We start from the raw sequence: 16868 nt of genomic DNA on the forward strand, positions 1-16868 counted from the left end.
GCCCCCTCAGTGCCCCAACCCCGCCCCGAAGCCGGAGGCAAGCGGCATGCGGAGCCCCAGTGGCGGCGGAGCCGCCAGCGCGTCCGCCACCGGCCTCGCGAAGTGGTGGCCGAAGAGCGCGCCGCGGACGAAGTCGGCCGCCAGGGCCTGCACTTCCGCGCGGTGCTGCCGCAGGCCGTGCCCGTCCGAGTGGACCTCGAAGCGGCACACGTCGCGGTTGACCTTCTTCGCCCGCTGGGCGAGGCGCAGCGACAGATCCGGGTCCGTGTGCTCGTCGTTCGTGCCGTGCACGAGCAGCACCCGCCGCCCGGACAACTGCCGCACCGGATCCGGCTCGGGGAGGACCTCCGGGCCCGGCAGCCAGGGCGCTATCGCCAGGACGGAGGTCACCGCGGGATGCCCCGCGGCGAGCAGCGCGGCGCGCCCGCCGATGTCCGTGCCGACGAGGCACACCGGCACGTCGCCGTAGCGCCGCACCACCTCGTCCGCCGCCCACTCCGCATCCCGCACCGGGTCCGCCGCGGAACCGTTCCACCCGCGCCGCCGGTAGTGGACGACGTGCGTGACCAGCCCGTCCGCCGCGGCCGCCGCGGCCAGCCGGCGGGCCAGCGGCCGCTGCGCCGCGAGGACGAGCGGCGAGGGCCGCCCCGTGCCCGCGGCCCGGCCGCCCGGCAGCAGCAGCGCCACGCCGTGCACCGTGTGCCCGGCGCCGAGCGGCTTCCCCAGCCGCGCCGTGGGCCGCGCCGTATCCCTCTTGTCCCGCGGGGTGTTCGGCTGTCCGTGCGTTCCTTCCGGTTCCCGCTGAGGCAACGCTTGCTGAGCCATGGCAGAACGATGGCAGAAGGACCGGTGGTGTCCACCCCGCCGACGGGTCACCGTTCCGTATCGTTCGCTGATATCTACGCGCGTAGGGACTAGAGTGCCGAAATGACGACCGAGACCATCTCCCAACCGAACCCCGAACAGATCCGTCGCGCCCCCAAGGTCCTCCTGCACGACCACCTGGACGGCGGGCTGCGCCCCGGCACGATCGTCGAGCTGGCCCGCGAGTCGGGCTACACCGGTCTGCCCGAGACCGACGCGGACAAGCTGGGCGTCTGGTTCCGCGAGGCGGCCGACTCCGGCTCCCTGGAGCGCTACCTGGAGACCTTCGCGCACACCTGTGCCGTGATGCAGACCCGCGACGCCCTCGTCCGGGTGGCCGCGGAGTGCGCCGAGGACCTGGCGGAGGACGGCGTCGTCTACGCCGAGGTGCGCTACGCACCGGAGCAGCACCTGGAGGCCGGCCTCACCCTCGAAGAGGTCGTGGAGGCCGTCAACGAGGGCTTCCGCGAGGGCGAGCGCCGCGCCAAGGCGGCCGGTCACCGCATCCGGGTGGGCGCGCTGCTCACCGCGATGCGGCACGCCGCCCGCGCCCTGGAGATCGCCGAACTCGCCAACCGCTACCGCGACTCTGGCGTCGTCGGCTTCGACATCGCGGGCGCCGAGGCGGGCTTCCCTCCCACCCGTCACCTGGACGCGTTCGAGTACCTCAAGCGCGAGAACAACCACTTCACGATCCACGCGGGCGAGGCCTTCGGCCTGCCGTCGATCTGGCAGGCGCTGCAGTGGTGCGGCGCGGACCGGCTCGGCCACGGCGTCCGCATCACCGACGACATCGAGGTCGGCGAGGACGGGAAGGCGAAGCTCGGCCGGCTCGCGTCCTACGTCCGGGACAAGCGCATTCCGCTGGAGATGTGCCCCACCTCGAACCTCCAGACCGGCGCGGCCAGCTCGTACGAGGAGCACCCGGTCGGTCTGCTCCGGAAACTGCATTTCCGGGCGACTATCAATACCGATAATCGCCTGATGGGCGGCACCAGCATGAGCCAGGAATTCGAGCACCTGGTGAAGGCCTTCGGCTACACGCTGGACGACATGCAGTGGTTCACCGTCAACGCGATGAAGTCCGCATTCATCCCATTCGATGAACGTCTGGCGATGATCAATGACGTGATCAAGCCGGGTTACGCCGAGATCAAGGCCGAGTGGCTCTTCCAGTAGGAGTGGGCGGGCCTTTCTGACCAGCGGCGATTTCACCGGCCGCAACGGACGGTGAATCCGCGGGGAATAGCGTACGACGGCCGGGACGTTAATCGTCCCGGCCGTGTCAATCATTGCGGCGGCCGGGAAGTCGTGGCTAGGTTGCAGTGCCGCTCGAAGAATCCCCCGTCGCGAGGACAGAATTCAGATGAAGCTCGGAAACTTCAGGACTCTCGGTGCCGCCGCCCTCGGTGTTGCCTTCGCCGCCGCGGCGGCGGGGAGCGCGCAGGCGGCGGGCCCCGCGGGGGCCGTCGAATCGCTCACGACCACCGCCCGGACCACGACGGCGGGGCTGCCCATCCAGCAGGTCGCCGAGGTCGCTCCCGCCGGCGGCCCGGTGATCTCCGCAGCGGACCGCGCGATCCAGAGCGGCATGCTGACGGCCCCGGCCCAGGCCGTGGACAAGGCCGTCGCGCCGCAGCTCCCGCACGAGCTCGCCCCGAAGGGCGCGACGAGGTCCGTCCAGGGCCCGGCCGAGGGCATCCCGGCCAAGACCCTGCCGGCCGACAACAAGGGGAACACGGGCCTGCTGGCGCCCCTGTCCGGTCTGCCGCTCGGCAGCCTGCCGATCTCGGGCATCGGCGGCTGACCCCGCGGACCGCTCGTACGGCGGCGGGCCGTTCCCCCGACCCGGGGGAACGGCCCGCCGCCTTAAGTGTGCGTGCTCTACCAGGACTGCGCGGCCGTGCCGCGGCCCTGGTGCGCGCCCTCCGAGGGCAGCAGGATCCACAGCGCGATGTAGAGCAGGAACTGCGGGCCGGGCAGCAGGCACGAGAGCAGGAAGATCACCCGCATCGTCGTGCGGGACGTCCCGAAGCGCTCGGCCAGACCGGCGCACACCCCGGCGATCATCCTGTGGTTGCGGGGACGGACCAGCTTGGCGGACATGGCGGCGACTCCTCGTCTTGCGGGGACCCGATACGGCGCGGGAACGTTTTTCCCGTCTCTCCCGTCGGCTTCCCGATGACTCAAAGCTATGTCCACGGACCCTGCCGGAGCGTCGGTCTACGGGGCGATCCCGACCCTGGGGATCGTCGGGGTGACACCCTGAGGGGCCTCCTCCCGGCGTATGGGCTCCGGCCGCCGCCCCTCACCCCTGCGACGGAGACGGGCCCTCGCCGCGGGGACCACGGCCAGGTGCACGGCCGCCACCCCCGTCACGTTCAGCAGGAGCGCGTCCACGTCCAGCACCTGGCCCACGACGCCGCTCTGCACCACCTGGAGCGCCAGGGACACCATCGCGCTGGTGAAGACCGTGCGGGTCAGCGAGCCCAGCGGCGACGCCGCGACCCGGCCCCGCGCCCAGGGCAGCAGCAGGCCCAGCGGGGCGAGCGGCAGCACGCCGGCCCCTATGGCCCGCGCCGCCTCCCAGGGGCCGAGGGCGAGATCGGCCCGGATCGTGGCCAGCGGCTCCAGGTGCGCGGCCGACACCCAGGGCACGGTCAGCGGGCGCAGGGCGAGATAGCCGACCGCCAGCAGATGGACGACGAGGAGCACGCAGCCCGCGAGGCGGTAGCGGTATCGGAGGGCGGGCGTACCGCCGTAACCATGACCCTGCACGCCCCACATGACGCGGTGCGCCGGTCGCACGGTTCCGGCCTGCGGGAGCCTCCGGCGGTTCCCGCGGCGCGCGCCGGGTCCGGCCGCCGCATATGCCACGGGAATCTCACCGGCAGCGGCAGTCCCTACGAGACGGGCGTCCCCGTGATGTCCGCGCTGTCGGGGTGCACCCGGAGCTCGTCGGTGCAGGCGTAGCTCCTGGGGCGCTCCTCGGCCGGCCCGCCCAGGATCACCACGCGCTTGCCGTCGGCCGCGGCGGTCCCCGCGTACGTGCACACGAGCTGCGCCAGCCCGACCTGCGGCAGCTCGCCGGGGTCCCGGCCGAGCCGCAGCGTCCCGGCCGGGTCGCCGGGCCGCGGCCCGGACACGGTCAGCCGCTGCGGCACGGCCGTGGACATGCCCGCCTCGGCCTCCTCGTTCGAGGGCGCCTTGCGGAGCTCTTCGAGCAGCAGGCGGGCGACGGCCACGCCGTCCTCGGAGGTGTCGGGGCCGGGCACCGCGCGGGTGACGGGCACCAGCTGCGAGGTGCACTCCAGCTGGACGGTCACGGTGGCGGCGCCCGAAGGGAGCGTGCGGCCGGGCTTGACGACGCACGACGAGCGCGACGGCGCCCCGCCCGCGTCCACCGGCACGGCCGTACCGCGGATGCCGCAGGCCGTGGCCGTGCCGAGCAGGGCGAGGGCCAGAGCGGTGCCGCGCAGGGCCGTTCTCCGGCGCGAGGCGCTGGTCGGGGGAGCGCTTCTCACTTGCCGCCCTCCCCGTCCCCGGCCGGCTGCTCCGCCAGGTCCGAGGCGTCCCGCGGCAGGGTCAGCGTGAAGACGGCGCCGCCCTCGGGGGAGTTGGCGGCGGTGATCTCGCCGCCGTGGATGTGGGCGTTCTCCAGGGCGATGGACAGGCCGAGGCCGCTGCCCTCGGAGCGCGGCCGCGACGCGCTCGCCTTGTAGAAGCGGTCGAAGACGTGCGGCAGGACGTCCTCGGGGATGCCCGGGCCGTGGTCGCGCACGTCGATGCGCAGCGCGTCGTCCTCCGTGCGGACCGAGACGCGCACGGGGGAGCCGCCGTGCTTGAGGGCGTTGCCGATGAGGTTGGCGAGGATGACATCGAGGCGCCGCGGGTCGAGCCGGACCACGATGCCGCGCTCGGCGTCCAGCTCGACGGCGTCCAGCCAGGCGCGGGCGTCGATGCAGGCGGTGACCTGGTCGGCGACGTCCACGTCGTCCAGCACCAGCCGGGCCGTGCCCGCGTCGAAGCGGGTGACCTCCATCAGATTCTCCACCAGGTCGTTCAGCCGGCGGGTCTCGCTCACGACGAGCTGCACCGCCGGGGCGATCATCGGATCGAGGTTGTCCGCCTCGTCCTCCAGCACCTCGGTCACCGCCGTGATGGCCGTGAGGGGGGTCCGCAGCTCGTGCGACATGTCGGCGACGAAGCGGCGGCTCGCGGCCTCCCGGGCGCTGAGCTCCTCGACGCGCTTCTGGAGCGACTCCGCGGTCTTGTTGAAGGTGCGCGACAGGTCGGCCAGCTCGTCCGTGCCGGAGACGCGCAGCCGGGTGTCCAGCTTGCCCTCGCCGAGCCGCCGGGCCGCGTCGCCGAGCCGCTGCACGGGCCGCAGCACGGTGGACGCGGCGGCCTGCGCGAGCAGCGCGGAGCCGATGAGCGCCAGGCCGGTGGCGATGCCCAGCGACCAGGCCAGCGAATTGAGGTCGGCGCGCTCGTTCTCCAGGGACTTGAGCAGGTAGCCCGTGGGGCCGCCGCCGATCACCTTCGCGCCGCCCACCAGGTACGGCTTGCCCTCCAGCGTGATCCGCTGCCAGTACAGGTGGTACGCGTAGCGGTTGGAGTCGTCCACGCGCCGCTCGCGGTCCACGGCCGCCTGCAGCGACTTCGGCACGACCTTCAGCGAGAACAGGTCGCGGTCCGAGGGCGCGGCGCAGGCCTTGCCGCCCTCGCCGCTGCCGATCAGCAGCACCTCGTACTTCTGCGAGGTGGCCGCCATCCGGTCGGCCGCCGCCTGGAGCTCCTGGCAGGTCGGCCCGAGGGGCAGCGTGCCGGTGTTGTCCTGGAGGGACTTGCGGAAGTCGTCCAGGGCCGCGTCCTGGGTGCGGGTGAGCACCGCGTCGCGGTTGAGCCAGTACGCGATCGCCGACGCGGAGACGGCTGCGGCCAGGGCGACCAGGGCGAAGACGAGCATCAGCCGCAGCCGCAGGCTTATCCAGCGCAGGCTGAGCTTCATCACATTGCGGGCGGTCGCCCAGCGGCGCACGCGTGCGGTCACTGCGGAGTGTCCAGGCGGTAGCCGACGCCGCGCACGGTGCGGATCAGGGTCGGGGACGACGGCACGTCCTCGACCTTGGCGCGCAGCCGCTGCACACAGGCGTCGACCAGCCGGGAGTCGCCCAGGTAGTCGTGCTCCCAGACCAGGCGCAGCAGCTGCTGGCGCGAGAGCGCCTGCCCCGGCCGGCGGCTGAGCTCCAGCAGCAGCCGCAGCTCGGTCGGCGTGAGCTGGAGCTCCTCGCCGTTCTTGGTCACGGTCATCGCGGAGCGGTCGATGACCAGCGAGCCGAAGGCGGCCGAGTCGTTGGTCTCGCGCTCGCCGCGGCGCAGCACCGCGCGGATCCGGGCGTCCAGCACCCGGCCCTGCACGGGCTTGACCACATAGTCGTCCGCGCCGGACTCCAGGCCCACCACGACGTCGATGTCGTCGCTGCGCGCGGTGAGCAGGATGATCGGCAGCTGGTCGGTGCGGCGGATGCGCCGGCACACCTCGAAGCCGTCGATGCCGGGCAGCATCACGTCCAGCACGATCAGGTCCGGCCGCTGCTCGCGGAGCAGCTTCAGGCCGTCCTCGCCCGTCGCCGCGGTCACCACACGGTGGCCCTGACGGGACAGGGAGAACTCGAGAGCGGTCCGGATGGCGTCGTCGTCCTCGATCAGCAACAGGGAAGGCACGGTGGTCATTCTGGCCTACGACAGCCCGGTAGTTCGACCGCCGCCCTCCGCGCGGGGTCCCGCCGGGGTCTTCCGAGCCCCGCCGGGCTGTTGCAGGGCTGTGACAGTCGGCGGACAACGCGATGAAACTGGCCCGGCAGGCTTCTGTTCATCGGGCAGCGGAGCCCGGTACGGAAATCGGACCGAGGCTGGCTCCACCGACGGGGGGCGCGAGATGAACACACTGCACAGCACCACGACCAGCGCAGTCATTCGCACGCGCCTGCACGACGCCGGGCGGGGCCCGGAGAAGTCCGGTGCCGTGGGCGGGCGGGGGTGCGCCCGCGGCACCGGACGCGTCCGGCCGCCGTACATGGTGGCGATCGACGCGGTCACGTACGGGCAGGCCAAGGGAGCCGCGGGGGCGGCTCCGGCGGTGACGGGGGAGAAGACGGGGGACGTCACGGCGGCGTCCCGGACGCAGGCCGAGTCCGCCGAAGCGGCGTTCACCGCCTACGTCCAGGAGCGCCGCGCCTCCCTGTACGCGACCGCCTACCACCTGACCGGCGACCGGCACGAGGCGGAGGACCTGCTCCAGAGCGCGCTGTTCTCCACCTACCGCGCCTGGGACCGGATCACGGACAAGGCGGCCGTCGGCGGCTACCTGCGCCGCACGATGACCAACCTGCACATCAGCGCCTGGCGCCGGCGCAAGCTCAACGAGTACCCGACCGAGGAACTGCCGGAGATGGCCGGCGAGAGCGACGCGATGCGCGGCACCGAGCTGCGCGCCGTCCTCTGGCAGGCGCTGGCCCGGCTGCCCGAGCTCCAGCGCACGATGCTCGTCCTGCGCTACTACGAGGGCCGGACGGACCCGGAGATCGCCGAGATCCTGGACATCAGCGTCGGCACGGTCAAGAGCAGCATCTGGCGCTCGCTGCGCCGCCTGCGCGACGACGAGGTCATCGGCTCCGGCCGGGACCAGCTGGAGTCCTTCGGCGAACTGGTCGCCTGACGAACGGACGATGAGGGGCCCTGAACGGGGGGGGCGCTCGGGGGAGCGCGGACAGGGCCATGGGGGGCGGAAGCGGGTCGGACAGCCGGGGGGCCTGTCCTGACCCGCTTCTGCGCGTCCGCGTGCTTCTTCCGCGGGTCTTCCGCGCCGGGGCCGTGCGCCCCGGCGCGCTTCCGCGCGCTACCGCCCGCTTCCGGAGTCCCGGTCAGGCGGCGCGCACGGTGATGACGAGGCGGCCGCTCCGTACCCGTACGGCCGGAAACGCCGGGCCCGTACGCTGCGGATCCGTCAGATCCGTACGCTCTCGCGGCGGCCCGCCGCCGCGGCGGCTATCCGGCCCATCGCCGTCTCCTTGCCGCACGCGTACGCGCCCAGCGCCGTCTGCCGGGCCACGATGCCGCGCTCGGCGCGCATCAGCCGCAGGCCGCGCCGGACCAGGTACGGCACGGGCTTGCGGGCCTCGCGCAGGTCGCGCGCCAGGCGGCGGCGGAACGTGGTCGCGGGGCGGCCGCGCAGGCACAGGGCGTCGGCCAGCACGCCCAGGTCGCGGCAGCGGTCGATGATGTCGGCGGCGAAGATGCCCTCCGCGATGAACAGCGGCGTCCGCCCGATGTCCAGGACGCCCGTGCCCGTGATCGAGCTGGAGGCGATCGAGTACAGCGGCACCTCCGTGCGCGACGCGCGGCACAGCGTCTCGATCGCCGTGACGGCGGCGTCGGCGTTCCACGAGAGCGGGGAGTCCCAGTCCGGGCCCGAGCCGTCCGCGAGGAGCGGCAGCGTGGGGTCCGTGGCCTCCTTGTAGAAGTCGTCCAGGTTGAGGACGGGCAGCCCGGTACGGGCCGCGAGGGACGACTTTCCGGAACCGGACGGACCGGTCAGCAGGATGACGCGCGCGGGGCTCAAGTGGGGAGTCACGGGACACCAGTGTGAGGCATTGGTCCGCATGGGGGATCCCCCCGGGTCGCATGGTGCGCTCAGCGTCACCACTCGCATACTCTGCGTTGTCGTCCGTTCGCTTCTTCTCTTCCGTTTTCCGTTTGCTCCTCACGATCCCGGCAGGTGGCCATGGCCTCGCACGCACGACACGCACACTCCGCCAGCAAGGCGTCCAGAGCGCTCCGGCGCCGGATGCTGCTGCGCGTGGGGCTGACGGTATCGGCGGGTGCGGCCTTCGCGGCGGGCGGCGCGGCCTCCGCGAGCGCCGACGCCGGCATGGGCACCAACGGCATGGGCACCGGGGTGGCCCGCGCCCAGTTCGGCGACACCAACATCCCCGCCGCCCTCGAGGGGGCCGACAAGGGGCTGGAGGCGGGTGCGGAGGGGATCTTCGACACGGTCAAGACCCTGCGGACCAACCCGCTGGCCGGCACGCCCGTCGACCCGTTCGACAACACGGTGGGCACGAAGGTGGGCTCCATGCAGCCGCTCACCACCAAGCCCGCGACGCAGCCGATCTCCAAGGGCGGCAGCCTGACGGACCTGCCCGTGGCGGGGAACCTGACGTCGCTGCTGCCGACCGGGCGGCCCGCGGTGCCGCCCAAGGCGCACTGAGGCCGGACGCAGGACATGCCGGAGGCCGGAGCGGATCACCATCCGCTCCGGCCTCCGGCATGTCAGCTCAGGCTGATGCGGCTCAGTACGAGGAACCGCCCGCGCCCAGCGACCCCGTCGGGTGCCAGACCGTGCGCGTCTCCAGGAACGCCGTCATGCGGTCCGTGCCGGGCGCCGCCGCCCAGTCCACAGGCTGTGGACGCAGCACGCGCTTCAGGTTGTCCGCCGCGGCGATCTCCAGCTCCTTCGCCAGCCCGGCGTCCGCGCCCGCGAGGTCGATCGCGTTGACGTCCTGGTGCGCGGCCAGCGACGGCGCGATCTCCGCCGTACGGCCCGACAGGACGTTCACGACGCCGCCCGGGACGTCGGAGGTGGCCAGCACCTCGCCCAGCGACAGGGCGGGCAGCGGGGCCTTCTCCGAGGCCACCACGACCACGGTGTTGCCGGTGGCGATCGCCGGGGCGATCACCGAGACCAGGCCGAGGAACGACGACTCCTGCGGCGCGAGCACGGCGACGACACCGGTCGGCTCGGTGGAGGAGACGTTGAAGAACGGGCCCGCCACCGGGTTCGTCCCACCGGTGATCTGGCCGATCTTGTCGGTCCAGCCCGCGTACCAGACCCAGCGGTCGATCGCGGCGTCCACCTGGGCCGCGGCCTTCGCCTTCGACAGGCCCTCGGCCTCGGCGACCTCCGCCACGAACTGGTCGCGGCGGCCCTCCAGCATCTCGGCGACGCGGTAGAGGACCTGGCCGCGGTTGTACGCGGTGGCGCCGGACCAGCCGCCGACGGCCTTGCGGGCCGCGACGACCGCGTCACGGGCGTCCTTGCGCGAGGACAGCGGGGCGTTGGCCAGCCAGTTGCCCTTGGAGTCGGTCACCTCGTACACCCGCCCGCTCTCGGACCGGGGGAACTTGCCCCCGACGAACAGCTTGTAGGTCTTGAAGACACTCAGTCGGCCCGCAGCGAAGCTGCTGATGGACTCTTTAGACATCGAGGTACGCCTCCAGGCCGTGGCGGCCGCCCTCGCGGCCGAATCCCGACTCCTTGAAGCCGCCGAACGGCGACGTCGGGTCGAACTTGTTGAACGTGTTGGCCCAGATGACACCCGCGCGCAGCTTGCTCGCGACGGCCAGCATGCGCGAGCCCTTCTCCGTCCAGATGCCGGCGGAGAGGCCGTACTGCGAGTTGTTCGCCTTGGCGACCGCCTCGCCCGGGGTGCGGAACGACAGCACCGACAGGACCGGGCCGAAGATCTCCTCGCGGGCGATCCGGTGGGCCTGGGTGACGCCCGTGAACAGCGTCGGGCGGAACCAGAAGCCGTTCTCCGGCAGGTCGCACGCCGGGGCCCAGCGCTCGGCGCCCTCGGCCTCGCCGCTGTCGGCCAGCTTGGTGATCCGGGCCAGCTGCTCGGCGGAGTTGATCGCACCGATGTCGGTGTTCTTGTCCAGCGGGTCGCCGAGGCGCAGCGTGGACAGGCGGCGCTTGAGGGAGTCCAGCAGCTCGTCCTGGATCGACTCCTGGACCAGCAGGCGCGAGCCCGCGCAGCAGACCTGGCCCTGGTTGAAGAAGATGCCCTGGACGATGCCCTCGACGGCCTGGTCGATGGGCGCGTCGTCGAAGACGATGTTGGCGCCCTTGCCGCCCAGCTCCAGCGTGAGCTTCTTGTCCGTGCCCGCGACCGTACGGGCGATGGCCTTGCCGACCGCCGTGGAGCCGGTGAACGCGACCTTGTTGACGTCCTCGTGCGCGACGAGCGCGGCGCCCGTGGTGCCGTCACCGGTGACGATGTTGACGACGCCCTTGGGCAGGCCCGCCTGGCGGCAGATGTCCGCGAAGAACAGCGCCGACAGCGGGGTCGTCTCGGCGGGCTTCAGGACGACGGTGTTGCCCGTCGCCAGCGCCGGGGCGATCTTCCACGCCAGCATCAGCAGCGGGAAGTTCCACGGGATGACCTGGCCCGCGACGCCCAGCGGGCGGGGGTTCGCGCCGTAGCCCGCGTGGTCGAGCTTGTCGGCCCAGCCCGCGTAGTAGAAGAAGTGCGCTGCGACCAGCGGGAGGTCCGCGTCGCGGGTCTCCTTGATCGGCTTGCCGTTGTCCAGGGTCTCCAGGACGGCGAGCTCGCGGCTGCGCTCCTGGATGATCCGGGCGATCCGGAACAGGTACTTGGCGCGCTCGGCGCCCGGCAGCGCCGACCACTTCTCGAAGGCCTTGCGGGCGGCCTTCACCGCGCGGTCCACGTCCTCGGCGGAGCCGTGGGCGACCTCGGAGAGCACCTCCTCGGTGGAGGGGCTGATCGTCTTGAAGACCTTGCCGCCGGTCGCCTCGGCGAACTCGCCGTCGATGAACAGGCCGTAGGACGGGGCGATGTCGACGACCGCGCGCGACTCGGGTGCGGGTGCGTATTCGAATGCCTTGGGGGCCATGTGGTTCGCCATGTCGGTCAGTCCACCGTCACGTAGTCGGGACCGGAGTAACGCCCGGTGCTCAGCTTCTGCCGCTGCATCAGCAGGTCGTTGAGGAGGCTGGAGGCGCCGAAGCGGAACCAGTGGTTATCCAGCCAGTCCTCGCCCACGGTCTCGTTGACCAGGACCAGGAACTTGATCGCGTCCTTGGTGGTGCGGATGCCGCCGGCCGGCTTCACGCCGACCTGGACGCCGGTCAGCGCGCGGAAGTCCCGCACGGCCTCCAGCATCAGCAGGGTGTTCGCCGGGGTCGCGTTGACCGCGACCTTGCCGGTCGAGGTCTTGATGAAGTCGGCGCCCGCGAGCATGCCGATCCAGGACGCGCGGCGGATGTTGTCGTACGTCGACAGCTCGCCCGTCTCGAAGATCACCTTGAGGCGGGCCTTGTCGCCGCACTCGGCCTTGACGGCGCGGATCTCTTCGAGGACGTCCATGTAGCGGCCCGCGAGGAAGGCGCCGCGGTCGATGACCATGTCGATCTCGTCGGCACCGGCCTCGATCGCATCGCGCGTGTCCGCGAGCTTGACCGGCAGCGCGGCGCGGCCGGCGGGGAACGCGGTGGCGACGGAGGCGACCTTCACGTCCGTGCCGGCGAGGACGGCCTTGGCCGTCGCCACCATGTCGGGATAGACGCAGACGGCGGCGGTGCGCGGCGTCGTCCGGTCGGTCGGGTCGGGGTTGACGGCCTTGGCGGCCAGGGCCCGGACCTTGCCCGGGGTGTCGGCACCCTCGAGCGTCGTGAGGTCGATCATCGAGATCGCCAGGTCGATGGCGTACGCCTTCGCCGTGGTCTTGATCGAGCGGGTGCCGAGCGAGGCGGCGCGGGCCTCCAGCCCGACCGCGTCGACCCCCGGGAGTCCGTGCAGGAAGCGGCGCAGCGCACTGTCGGAGGCGGTGGCGTCCGCCAGCTCCTTCAGCCGCCCCGCGGCGTCGTTGCCGTGTGCGGGAACTGTGGTGGGCATGGTCACCAGATGAGCATATCTACGCGCGTAGCGTGTGTACACCCCTCGGGTTCTCCGGGCGTCTTGTTCGGGCGTCTTGTGCAGCCGCCCGATGTTCCTCCGCCGCGGCTGCGGGCGTACTGCGGCTTCGCTGTCGGAGGCGTCAGGCAGAATCTGCCCATGACGAGCCCTAGCCCCGAACAGGAATACGCCGACAGGCGCTACCGCTCGCCCGCCGGCGTCGCCGGCGGCGTGCTGCTCCTCGCCCTCGCCGGCTGGCTGGGCGGCGACGCCGTGGCCCGCGGCGAGGGCCGTACGCCCTGGCTGGCCCTGGCCGGCCTGCTCTGCGTCGTACCGCTGATCATCGCCTTCACGCTGCGGCCGGCCGTCTTCGCCGGTGCTTCGCGGCTGCTCGTGCGGAACCCGTTCCGGACGATCACGCTGCCGTGGGCGGCGGTGGACGCCGTACGGGCCGGGTATTCGAGCGAGGTGCTGGCCGGAGGTTCCACGTACCAGCTGTGGGCCGTGCCGGTTTCCCTGCGCAAGCGGAAGAAGGCCGCGCGGGGCGCCGGGGAGTCGGCTCCGGCCGACCAGACCGTCGCGGAGCTCCAGGAGCTTGCGGAGCGGGGGGCTTCGCGGGAGGACGCGAAGGGGGATGTGGGCGTGCGGTGGGCGTATGAGGTGCTGGCGCCTGCGGGGGCCGGGTTGGTGTTGTTCGTGGTGCTGTTGGTGGTCGGCTGACCGGCAACCACTCAGGGGGTCCGGGGCTCAGCCCCGGACCCCCTCGGCGTTAGATGCCCGCTGCCTGCGACAGGTCCGCCTTGATCGCGGTCAGGACCTCCGTCGCCTTGGCGCGCGCGCCCGAGAGCGCCGCCGCGTCGGCGACCGGGATCACTACCTCCAGGTAGCACTTGATCTTCGGCTCCGTGCCGCTCGGGCGGACGATCACCCGCGCCGCGGAGACCGTTCCGGTGGCGTCACCGGCGAGGTGGTACCGCAGGCCGTCCGTCGGCGGCAGCTCGTCGGTTCCCTTGGCCAGGTCCTCCGCCGACGTCACGTGCAGGCCCGCCAGGACCGCCGGCGGCTGCTCCCGCAGCCTCCGCATCGCGTCCGCGATCAGCGACAGGTCCTGGACACGCACCGACAGCTGGTCCGTGGCGTGCAGGCCGTGCTCGACCGCCAGGTCGTCCAGCAGGTCGCTGAGCGTGCGGCCGGACTCCTTGAGCTCCGCCGCCAGCTCGGCGACCAGCAGGGCCGCGGTGATGCCGTCCTTGTCGCGGACGCCCTCGGGGTCGACGCAGTAGCCGAGCGCCTCCTCGTAGGCGTAGCGCAGGCCGTCGACACGGGCCAGCCACTTGAACCCCGTCAGGGTCTCCGTGTACGGCGTGCCGGTGCTCGCGGCGGCGATGCGGGAGAGCAGCGAGGACGAGACGATCGTCGTCGTGAACGTGCCGCGGGCGTTCTTGTGCACCAGGTGCGTGGCGAGCAGCGCGCCGACCTCGTCGCCGCGGAGCATGCGCCAGCCCTCGGCGCTGCCCGGGTCGGGGACGGCGACGGCGCAGCGGTCCGCGTCCGGGTCGTTCGCGATGACGATGTCCGGCTGCGCCTCGCGGGCCGTGGCGAACGCCAGGTCCATGGCGCCCGGCTCCTCCGGGTTGGGGAACACCACGGTCGGGAAGTCCGGGTCCGGCTCGGCCTGGGCGGCGACCACCGTCGGGGCGGGGAAGCCGGCGCGCTCGAAGGCCGCGGTCAGGACGTCGCGGCCGACGCCGTGCATGGGCGTGTAGACGACGCGGACGTCGCGGGCGGAGCCGCCGGTCAGGACGGCGTCGGTGCGGGCCAGATAGGCGCCGACGACGTCCTCGTAGCGGAGGGTCTCCCAGCCGGCGGAGGGGCGCGGGACGTCGTCCAGGCTCTTGATCGCGGCGATCTCGGCGGCGATCTCGGCGTCGGCCGGCGGCACGATCTGGGATCCGTCGCCGAGGTAGACCTTGTAGCCGTTGTCACGGGGCGGGTTGTGGCTGGCCGTGACCTCGATGCCGGCGACGGCGCCGAGGTGGCGGATCGCGAAGGCGAGGACGGGGGTGGGGAGCGGCTTGGGGAGGACGGCGGCCTTCAGGCCGGCGCCGACCATGACGGCGGCGGTGTCCCGGGCGAAGTCGGCGCTCTTGTAGCGGGCGTCGTAGCCGATGACCACGGTGCCGTTGCTGTGGCCCTGGTTCTTCAGGTACGCGGCGAGGCCGGCGGCGGCGCGGATGACGACGGAGCGGTTCATGCGCATGGGGCCGGCGCCGAGTTCGCCGCGGAGGCCGGCGGTGCCGAACTGGAGGGTGCCGGCGAAGCGGGCGGCGAGTTCGGCGGTGTCCCCGTCGTCGATGAGCCGGGCGAGCTCGTCGCGGGTGTCGGGGTCGGGGTCCTCGGCGAGCCAGGTTCGGGCCTGGGCGATGAGGGCGTCGTCTCGCTCCACGGTGTCTCCTACGGAGGGTTCGGGGTATGGGGTCTGTGTCGGGTGGGGCGGGTGCGGTGCGGGCCGAGCCCTACGGGGCTGCATGATTTACGGGCCCTCTGGCCCAAGCTTTGGGTGCCCGGAAGGTGGGCCCACAAATCACGCTTTACGCCCCTTGCCGGGCCCGGCCCGCCCCGCACCCTCCCGCGCGTACGCATTCTGCGGGCCCGCTCGGGCTTGTGGCCCGCGGTACGCCGGTGGCTGCCGGGCCCGCCCCTGACCGTGAACCGCGCGGTTCCGGGCAATCGGGCGGGTGGGTGGGCGTGTCGCGCGCCGCAGGCGCGCGGGGGTACGGGGCCGGGCCCGCACCGTACGGCGCCCCCCCCGGGAAGGGGAACGGCGCCGCACCGTGAACGATGGCTCAGCCATGAACGGGGTGCGGCGCCGTAAGACCGGCAAGGTCAGAGCTTCGGGAGGACCTGGGCCAGGAGCTGGCCCATGCGGGACGCGGAGTCGCGACCGGCCTGGAGAACCTCTTCGTGGTTGAGGGGCTCGCCCGTCATGCCCGCGGCGAGGTTCGTCACGAGGGAGATGCCGAGGACCTCGGCGCCCGCCTCGCGGGCCGCGATGGCCTCGAGCGTGGTGGACATGCCGACGAGGTCGCCGCCGAGCGTGCGGACCATGCGGATCTCGGCCGGCGTCTCGTAGTGCGGGCCGGGGAGCTGGACGTAGACGCCCTCCTCCAGGGTCTCGTCCACCTCCTTGCACAGGGCGCGCAGACGGCGGGAGTACAGGTCGGTGAGGTCGACGAAGTTGGCGCCGACGATCGGCGAGGTCGCCGTCATGTTGATGTGGTCGCTGATCAGCACGGGCTGGCCGGGGCGCATGCCGTCGCGGAGGCCGCCGCAGCCGTTGGTGAGGACGACGGTCTTGCAGCCGGCGGCGACGGACGTGCGGACGCCGTGGACGACGGCGGCGACGCCGCGGCCCTCGTAGTAGTGCGTGCGGCCGAGGAAGACCAGGGCGCGCTTCTCGTTGATCTTGTACGAGCGGACCGTGCCGGCGTGGCCCGCCACGGCGGCCGCGGTGAAGCCGGGGAGCTCGGTGACCGGGAACTCGGCCTCGGGGGTGCCGAGCGCCTCGGTCGCGGGGAGCCAGCCGCTGCCCATGACCAGGGCGACGTCGTGGGTCTCGGCGCCGGTGAGCTCGCGCAGACGGGCGGCGGCGGCGTCCGCCGCGGCGTACGGGTCGGCCTGGATGTCGGGAGTAACTGATGCGTTCACGCGGACGAGGGTAGCCGCTTATCGCCTACGCGCGTAGATGTCACTGGTCACGGTGTTCCGATTGTTGCTTTGTGGGTTGTGACGAGATGCAGTCGTCACAACCCGGGCGCGGCCCCTCAGCAGGGGCGCTTGCGCAGCTCCATGACGTAGTCGTGGGGCGCGCCGGCGGATTCCGCCGCGTCGGCGATCTCGCCGAGGTAGCGGGCGGAGGGCAGGCCGCCCTCGTAGCCGTTCAGGACGTAGATCCACGCGGGCTCCTCGCCGTCCAGAGTGTGCACGCGGACGCGCATCCGGCGGTAGATGTCGAGGCCGACACCCTCCCAACGGTCCATCGAGTCCTCGTCCATCGGAGCGATGTCGTAGAGCGCGACGAAGACCTGGGAGCGGGGTGCCTCGACCACGGTCGCGAGCGCGCCCTCCCAGCCAAGCTGCTCGCCGCCGAAGGTCAGCCGCCAGTCGGCGAGCCAGCCCGTGCCGCGCAGGGGCGAGTGGGGTGCGCGGCGGGACATCAGCCGCGCGTCGAGGTTGCCGGCGTACGCGGCGTAGAGCGACATGGTTTCGAGGGTACGGGAGTGAGGCGCGACGGCATTTGGGATG

18 protein-coding genes are annotated in these 16868 nt (G+C 72.5%); 5 read left to right on the plus strand and 13 right to left on the minus strand.

Annotation, left to right across the window (positions count from 1 at the left end; all coding sequences use genetic code 11):
* Positions 1–6 precede the first annotated feature (6 nt).
* Positions 7–825: an alpha/beta hydrolase gene (locus PS271_RS17725; protein ID WP_398382850.1), complete on the minus strand. Its 819-nt coding sequence runs from the start codon at positions 823–825 to the stop codon at positions 7–9.
* A 102-nt stretch (positions 826–927) separates the two neighbouring features.
* Here PS271_RS17725 and PS271_RS17730 point away from each other — a divergent pair, with 102 nt between their 5' ends.
* Both PS271_RS17730 and PS271_RS17735 read left to right on the plus strand, forming a co-directional pair.
* A complete protein-coding gene (locus tag PS271_RS17730) occupies positions 928–2043 on the plus strand; it encodes an adenosine deaminase (RefSeq protein WP_398382852.1) in 1116 nt (371 codons plus the stop codon).
* A gap of 187 nt (positions 2044–2230) precedes the next feature.
* Positions 2231–2671: a hypothetical protein gene (locus PS271_RS17735; protein WP_398382853.1), complete on the plus strand. Its 441-nt coding sequence runs from the start codon at positions 2231–2233 to the stop codon at positions 2669–2671.
* Between the two features lie 77 nt (positions 2672–2748).
* On the opposite strand, the gene PS271_RS17740 is transcribed toward PS271_RS17735, so the two are convergent.
* From PS271_RS17740 to afsQ1, 5 genes are all read right to left on the minus strand, one after another.
* Positions 2749–2970 carry a PspC domain-containing protein gene (locus PS271_RS17740; RefSeq protein WP_398382854.1) on the minus strand — a complete coding sequence of 74 codons (222 nt, stop codon included), beginning with the start codon at positions 2968–2970 and terminating at the stop codon, positions 2749–2751.
* A gap of 117 nt (positions 2971–3087) precedes the next feature.
* On the minus strand, positions 3088–3642 hold the full coding sequence (locus PS271_RS17745) for a VanZ family protein (protein WP_398386911.1): 555 nt from the start codon (positions 3640–3642) through the stop codon (positions 3088–3090).
* 125 nt (positions 3643–3767) lie between these two features.
* Positions 3768–4388, minus strand: coding sequence for a hypothetical protein (locus PS271_RS17750; RefSeq protein ID WP_398382856.1), 621 nt, complete (start codon positions 4386–4388; stop codon positions 3768–3770).
* Entirely contained in the window at positions 4385–5875 is a 1491-nt protein-coding gene (locus tag PS271_RS17755; RefSeq protein ID WP_398386913.1) for an ATP-binding protein, read from the minus strand. Before PS271_RS17755 ends, PS271_RS17750 begins: the two co-directional genes overlap by 4 nt.
* A 38-nt stretch (positions 5876–5913) precedes the next feature.
* Positions 5914–6591 (minus strand): two-component system response regulator AfsQ1, encoded by a 678-nt coding sequence (gene afsQ1 / locus PS271_RS17760; protein ID WP_398382858.1) that lies wholly within the window; start codon positions 6589–6591, stop codon positions 5914–5916.
* Between the two features lie 214 nt (positions 6592–6805).
* On the opposite strand from afsQ1, the gene PS271_RS17765 reads away from it, so the two are divergent.
* Positions 6806–7585: a SigE family RNA polymerase sigma factor gene (locus PS271_RS17765; RefSeq protein ID WP_398382860.1), complete on the plus strand. Its 780-nt coding sequence runs from the start codon at positions 6806–6808 to the stop codon at positions 7583–7585.
* A 288-nt stretch (positions 7586–7873) separates the two neighbouring features.
* Here PS271_RS17765 and PS271_RS17770 read toward each other — a convergent pair whose 3' ends face one another.
* The gene (locus tag PS271_RS17770) at positions 7874–8530 is read right to left on the minus strand and encodes a uridine kinase family protein (protein ID WP_398382862.1); all 657 of its coding nucleotides are present in this window, start codon (positions 8528–8530) and stop codon (positions 7874–7876) included.
* A 195-nt stretch (positions 8531–8725) separates the two neighbouring features.
* Between PS271_RS17770 and PS271_RS17775 the strand changes: the two genes are divergently transcribed.
* Positions 8726–9136 carry a hypothetical protein gene (locus tag PS271_RS17775; RefSeq protein WP_398382864.1) on the plus strand — a complete coding sequence of 137 codons (411 nt, stop codon included), beginning with the start codon at positions 8726–8728 and terminating at the stop codon, positions 9134–9136.
* A gap of 82 nt (positions 9137–9218) precedes the next feature.
* Here the strand turns inward: PS271_RS17775 and PS271_RS17780 are convergent, their stop codons facing one another.
* The 3 genes from PS271_RS17780 to deoC are packed head-to-tail and all read right to left on the minus strand — an operon-like array spanning position 9219 to position 12563.
* Positions 9219–10130: an aldehyde dehydrogenase family protein gene (locus PS271_RS17780; RefSeq protein ID WP_398382865.1), complete on the minus strand. Its 912-nt coding sequence runs from the start codon at positions 10128–10130 to the stop codon at positions 9219–9221.
* Positions 10123–11562 (minus strand): aldehyde dehydrogenase family protein, encoded by a 1440-nt coding sequence (locus tag PS271_RS17785; protein WP_398386914.1) that lies wholly within the window; start codon positions 11560–11562, stop codon positions 10123–10125. Before PS271_RS17785 ends, PS271_RS17780 begins: the two co-directional genes overlap by 8 nt.
* Before the next feature lie 17 nt (positions 11563–11579).
* A complete protein-coding gene (gene deoC / locus PS271_RS17790) occupies positions 11580–12563 on the minus strand; it encodes a deoxyribose-phosphate aldolase (protein ID WP_398382867.1) in 984 nt (327 codons plus the stop codon).
* A 159-nt stretch (positions 12564–12722) separates the two neighbouring features.
* Between deoC and PS271_RS17795 the strand changes: the two genes are divergently transcribed.
* Positions 12723–13283: a PH domain-containing protein gene (locus PS271_RS17795; protein ID WP_398382869.1), complete on the plus strand. Its 561-nt coding sequence runs from the start codon at positions 12723–12725 to the stop codon at positions 13281–13283.
* Between the two features lie 49 nt (positions 13284–13332).
* Here PS271_RS17795 and PS271_RS17800 read toward each other — a convergent pair whose 3' ends face one another.
* The 3 genes from PS271_RS17800 to PS271_RS17810 form a co-directional block, all read right to left on the minus strand.
* Positions 13333–15009, minus strand: coding sequence for a phospho-sugar mutase (locus PS271_RS17800; RefSeq protein ID WP_398382870.1), 1677 nt, complete (start codon positions 15007–15009; stop codon positions 13333–13335).
* Between the two features lie 440 nt (positions 15010–15449).
* The gene (locus tag PS271_RS17805) at positions 15450–16271 is read right to left on the minus strand and encodes a purine-nucleoside phosphorylase (RefSeq protein ID WP_391831564.1); all 822 of its coding nucleotides are present in this window, start codon (positions 16269–16271) and stop codon (positions 15450–15452) included.
* Positions 16272–16387: 116 nt separating this feature from the next.
* Positions 16388–16825, minus strand: coding sequence for a gamma-glutamylcyclotransferase family protein (locus PS271_RS17810; protein WP_030369994.1), 438 nt, complete (start codon positions 16823–16825; stop codon positions 16388–16390).
* Between the last annotated feature and the right edge of the window lie 43 nt (positions 16826–16868).

It is taken from the genome of Streptomyces sp. SCA2-17, from assembly GCF_044336695.1.

Bases quoted from the DNA above. Each gene is read 5' to 3' on its own strand.
- PS271_RS17780 (WP_398382865.1), bottom strand. From the start codon at position 10,130: ATGTCTAAAGAGTCCATCAGCAGCTTCGCTGCGGGCCGACTGAGTGTC.
- PS271_RS17770 (WP_398382862.1), bottom strand. From the start codon at position 8,530: ATGCGGACCAATGCCTCACACTGGTGTCCCGTGACTCCCCACTTGAGC.
- PS271_RS17725 (WP_398382850.1), bottom strand. From the start codon at position 825: ATGGCTCAGCAAGCGTTGCCTCAGCGGGAACCGGAAGGAACGCACGGA.
- PS271_RS17730 (WP_398382852.1), top strand. From the start codon at position 928: ATGACGACCGAGACCATCTCCCAACCGAACCCCGAACAGATCCGTCGC.
- PS271_RS17810 (WP_030369994.1), bottom strand. From the start codon at position 16,825: ATGTCGCTCTACGCCGCGTACGCCGGCAACCTCGACGCGCGGCTGATG.
- PS271_RS17765 (WP_398382860.1), top strand. From the start codon at position 6,806: ATGAACACACTGCACAGCACCACGACCAGCGCAGTCATTCGCACGCGC.
- PS271_RS17785 (WP_398386914.1), bottom strand. From the start codon at position 11,562: ATGGCCCCCAAGGCATTCGAATACGCACCCGCACCCGAGTCGCGCGCG.
- PS271_RS17795 (WP_398382869.1), top strand. From the start codon at position 12,723: ATGACGAGCCCTAGCCCCGAACAGGAATACGCCGACAGGCGCTACCGC.
- PS271_RS17735 (WP_398382853.1), top strand. From the start codon at position 2,231: ATGAAGCTCGGAAACTTCAGGACTCTCGGTGCCGCCGCCCTCGGTGTT.
- PS271_RS17740 (WP_398382854.1), bottom strand. From the start codon at position 2,970: ATGTCCGCCAAGCTGGTCCGTCCCCGCAACCACAGGATGATCGCCGGG.
- PS271_RS17755 (WP_398386913.1), bottom strand. From the start codon at position 5,875: ATGAAGCTCAGCCTGCGCTGGATAAGCCTGCGGCTGCGGCTGATGCTC.
- deoC (WP_398382867.1), bottom strand. From the start codon at position 12,563: ATGCCCACCACAGTTCCCGCACACGGCAACGACGCCGCGGGGCGGCTG.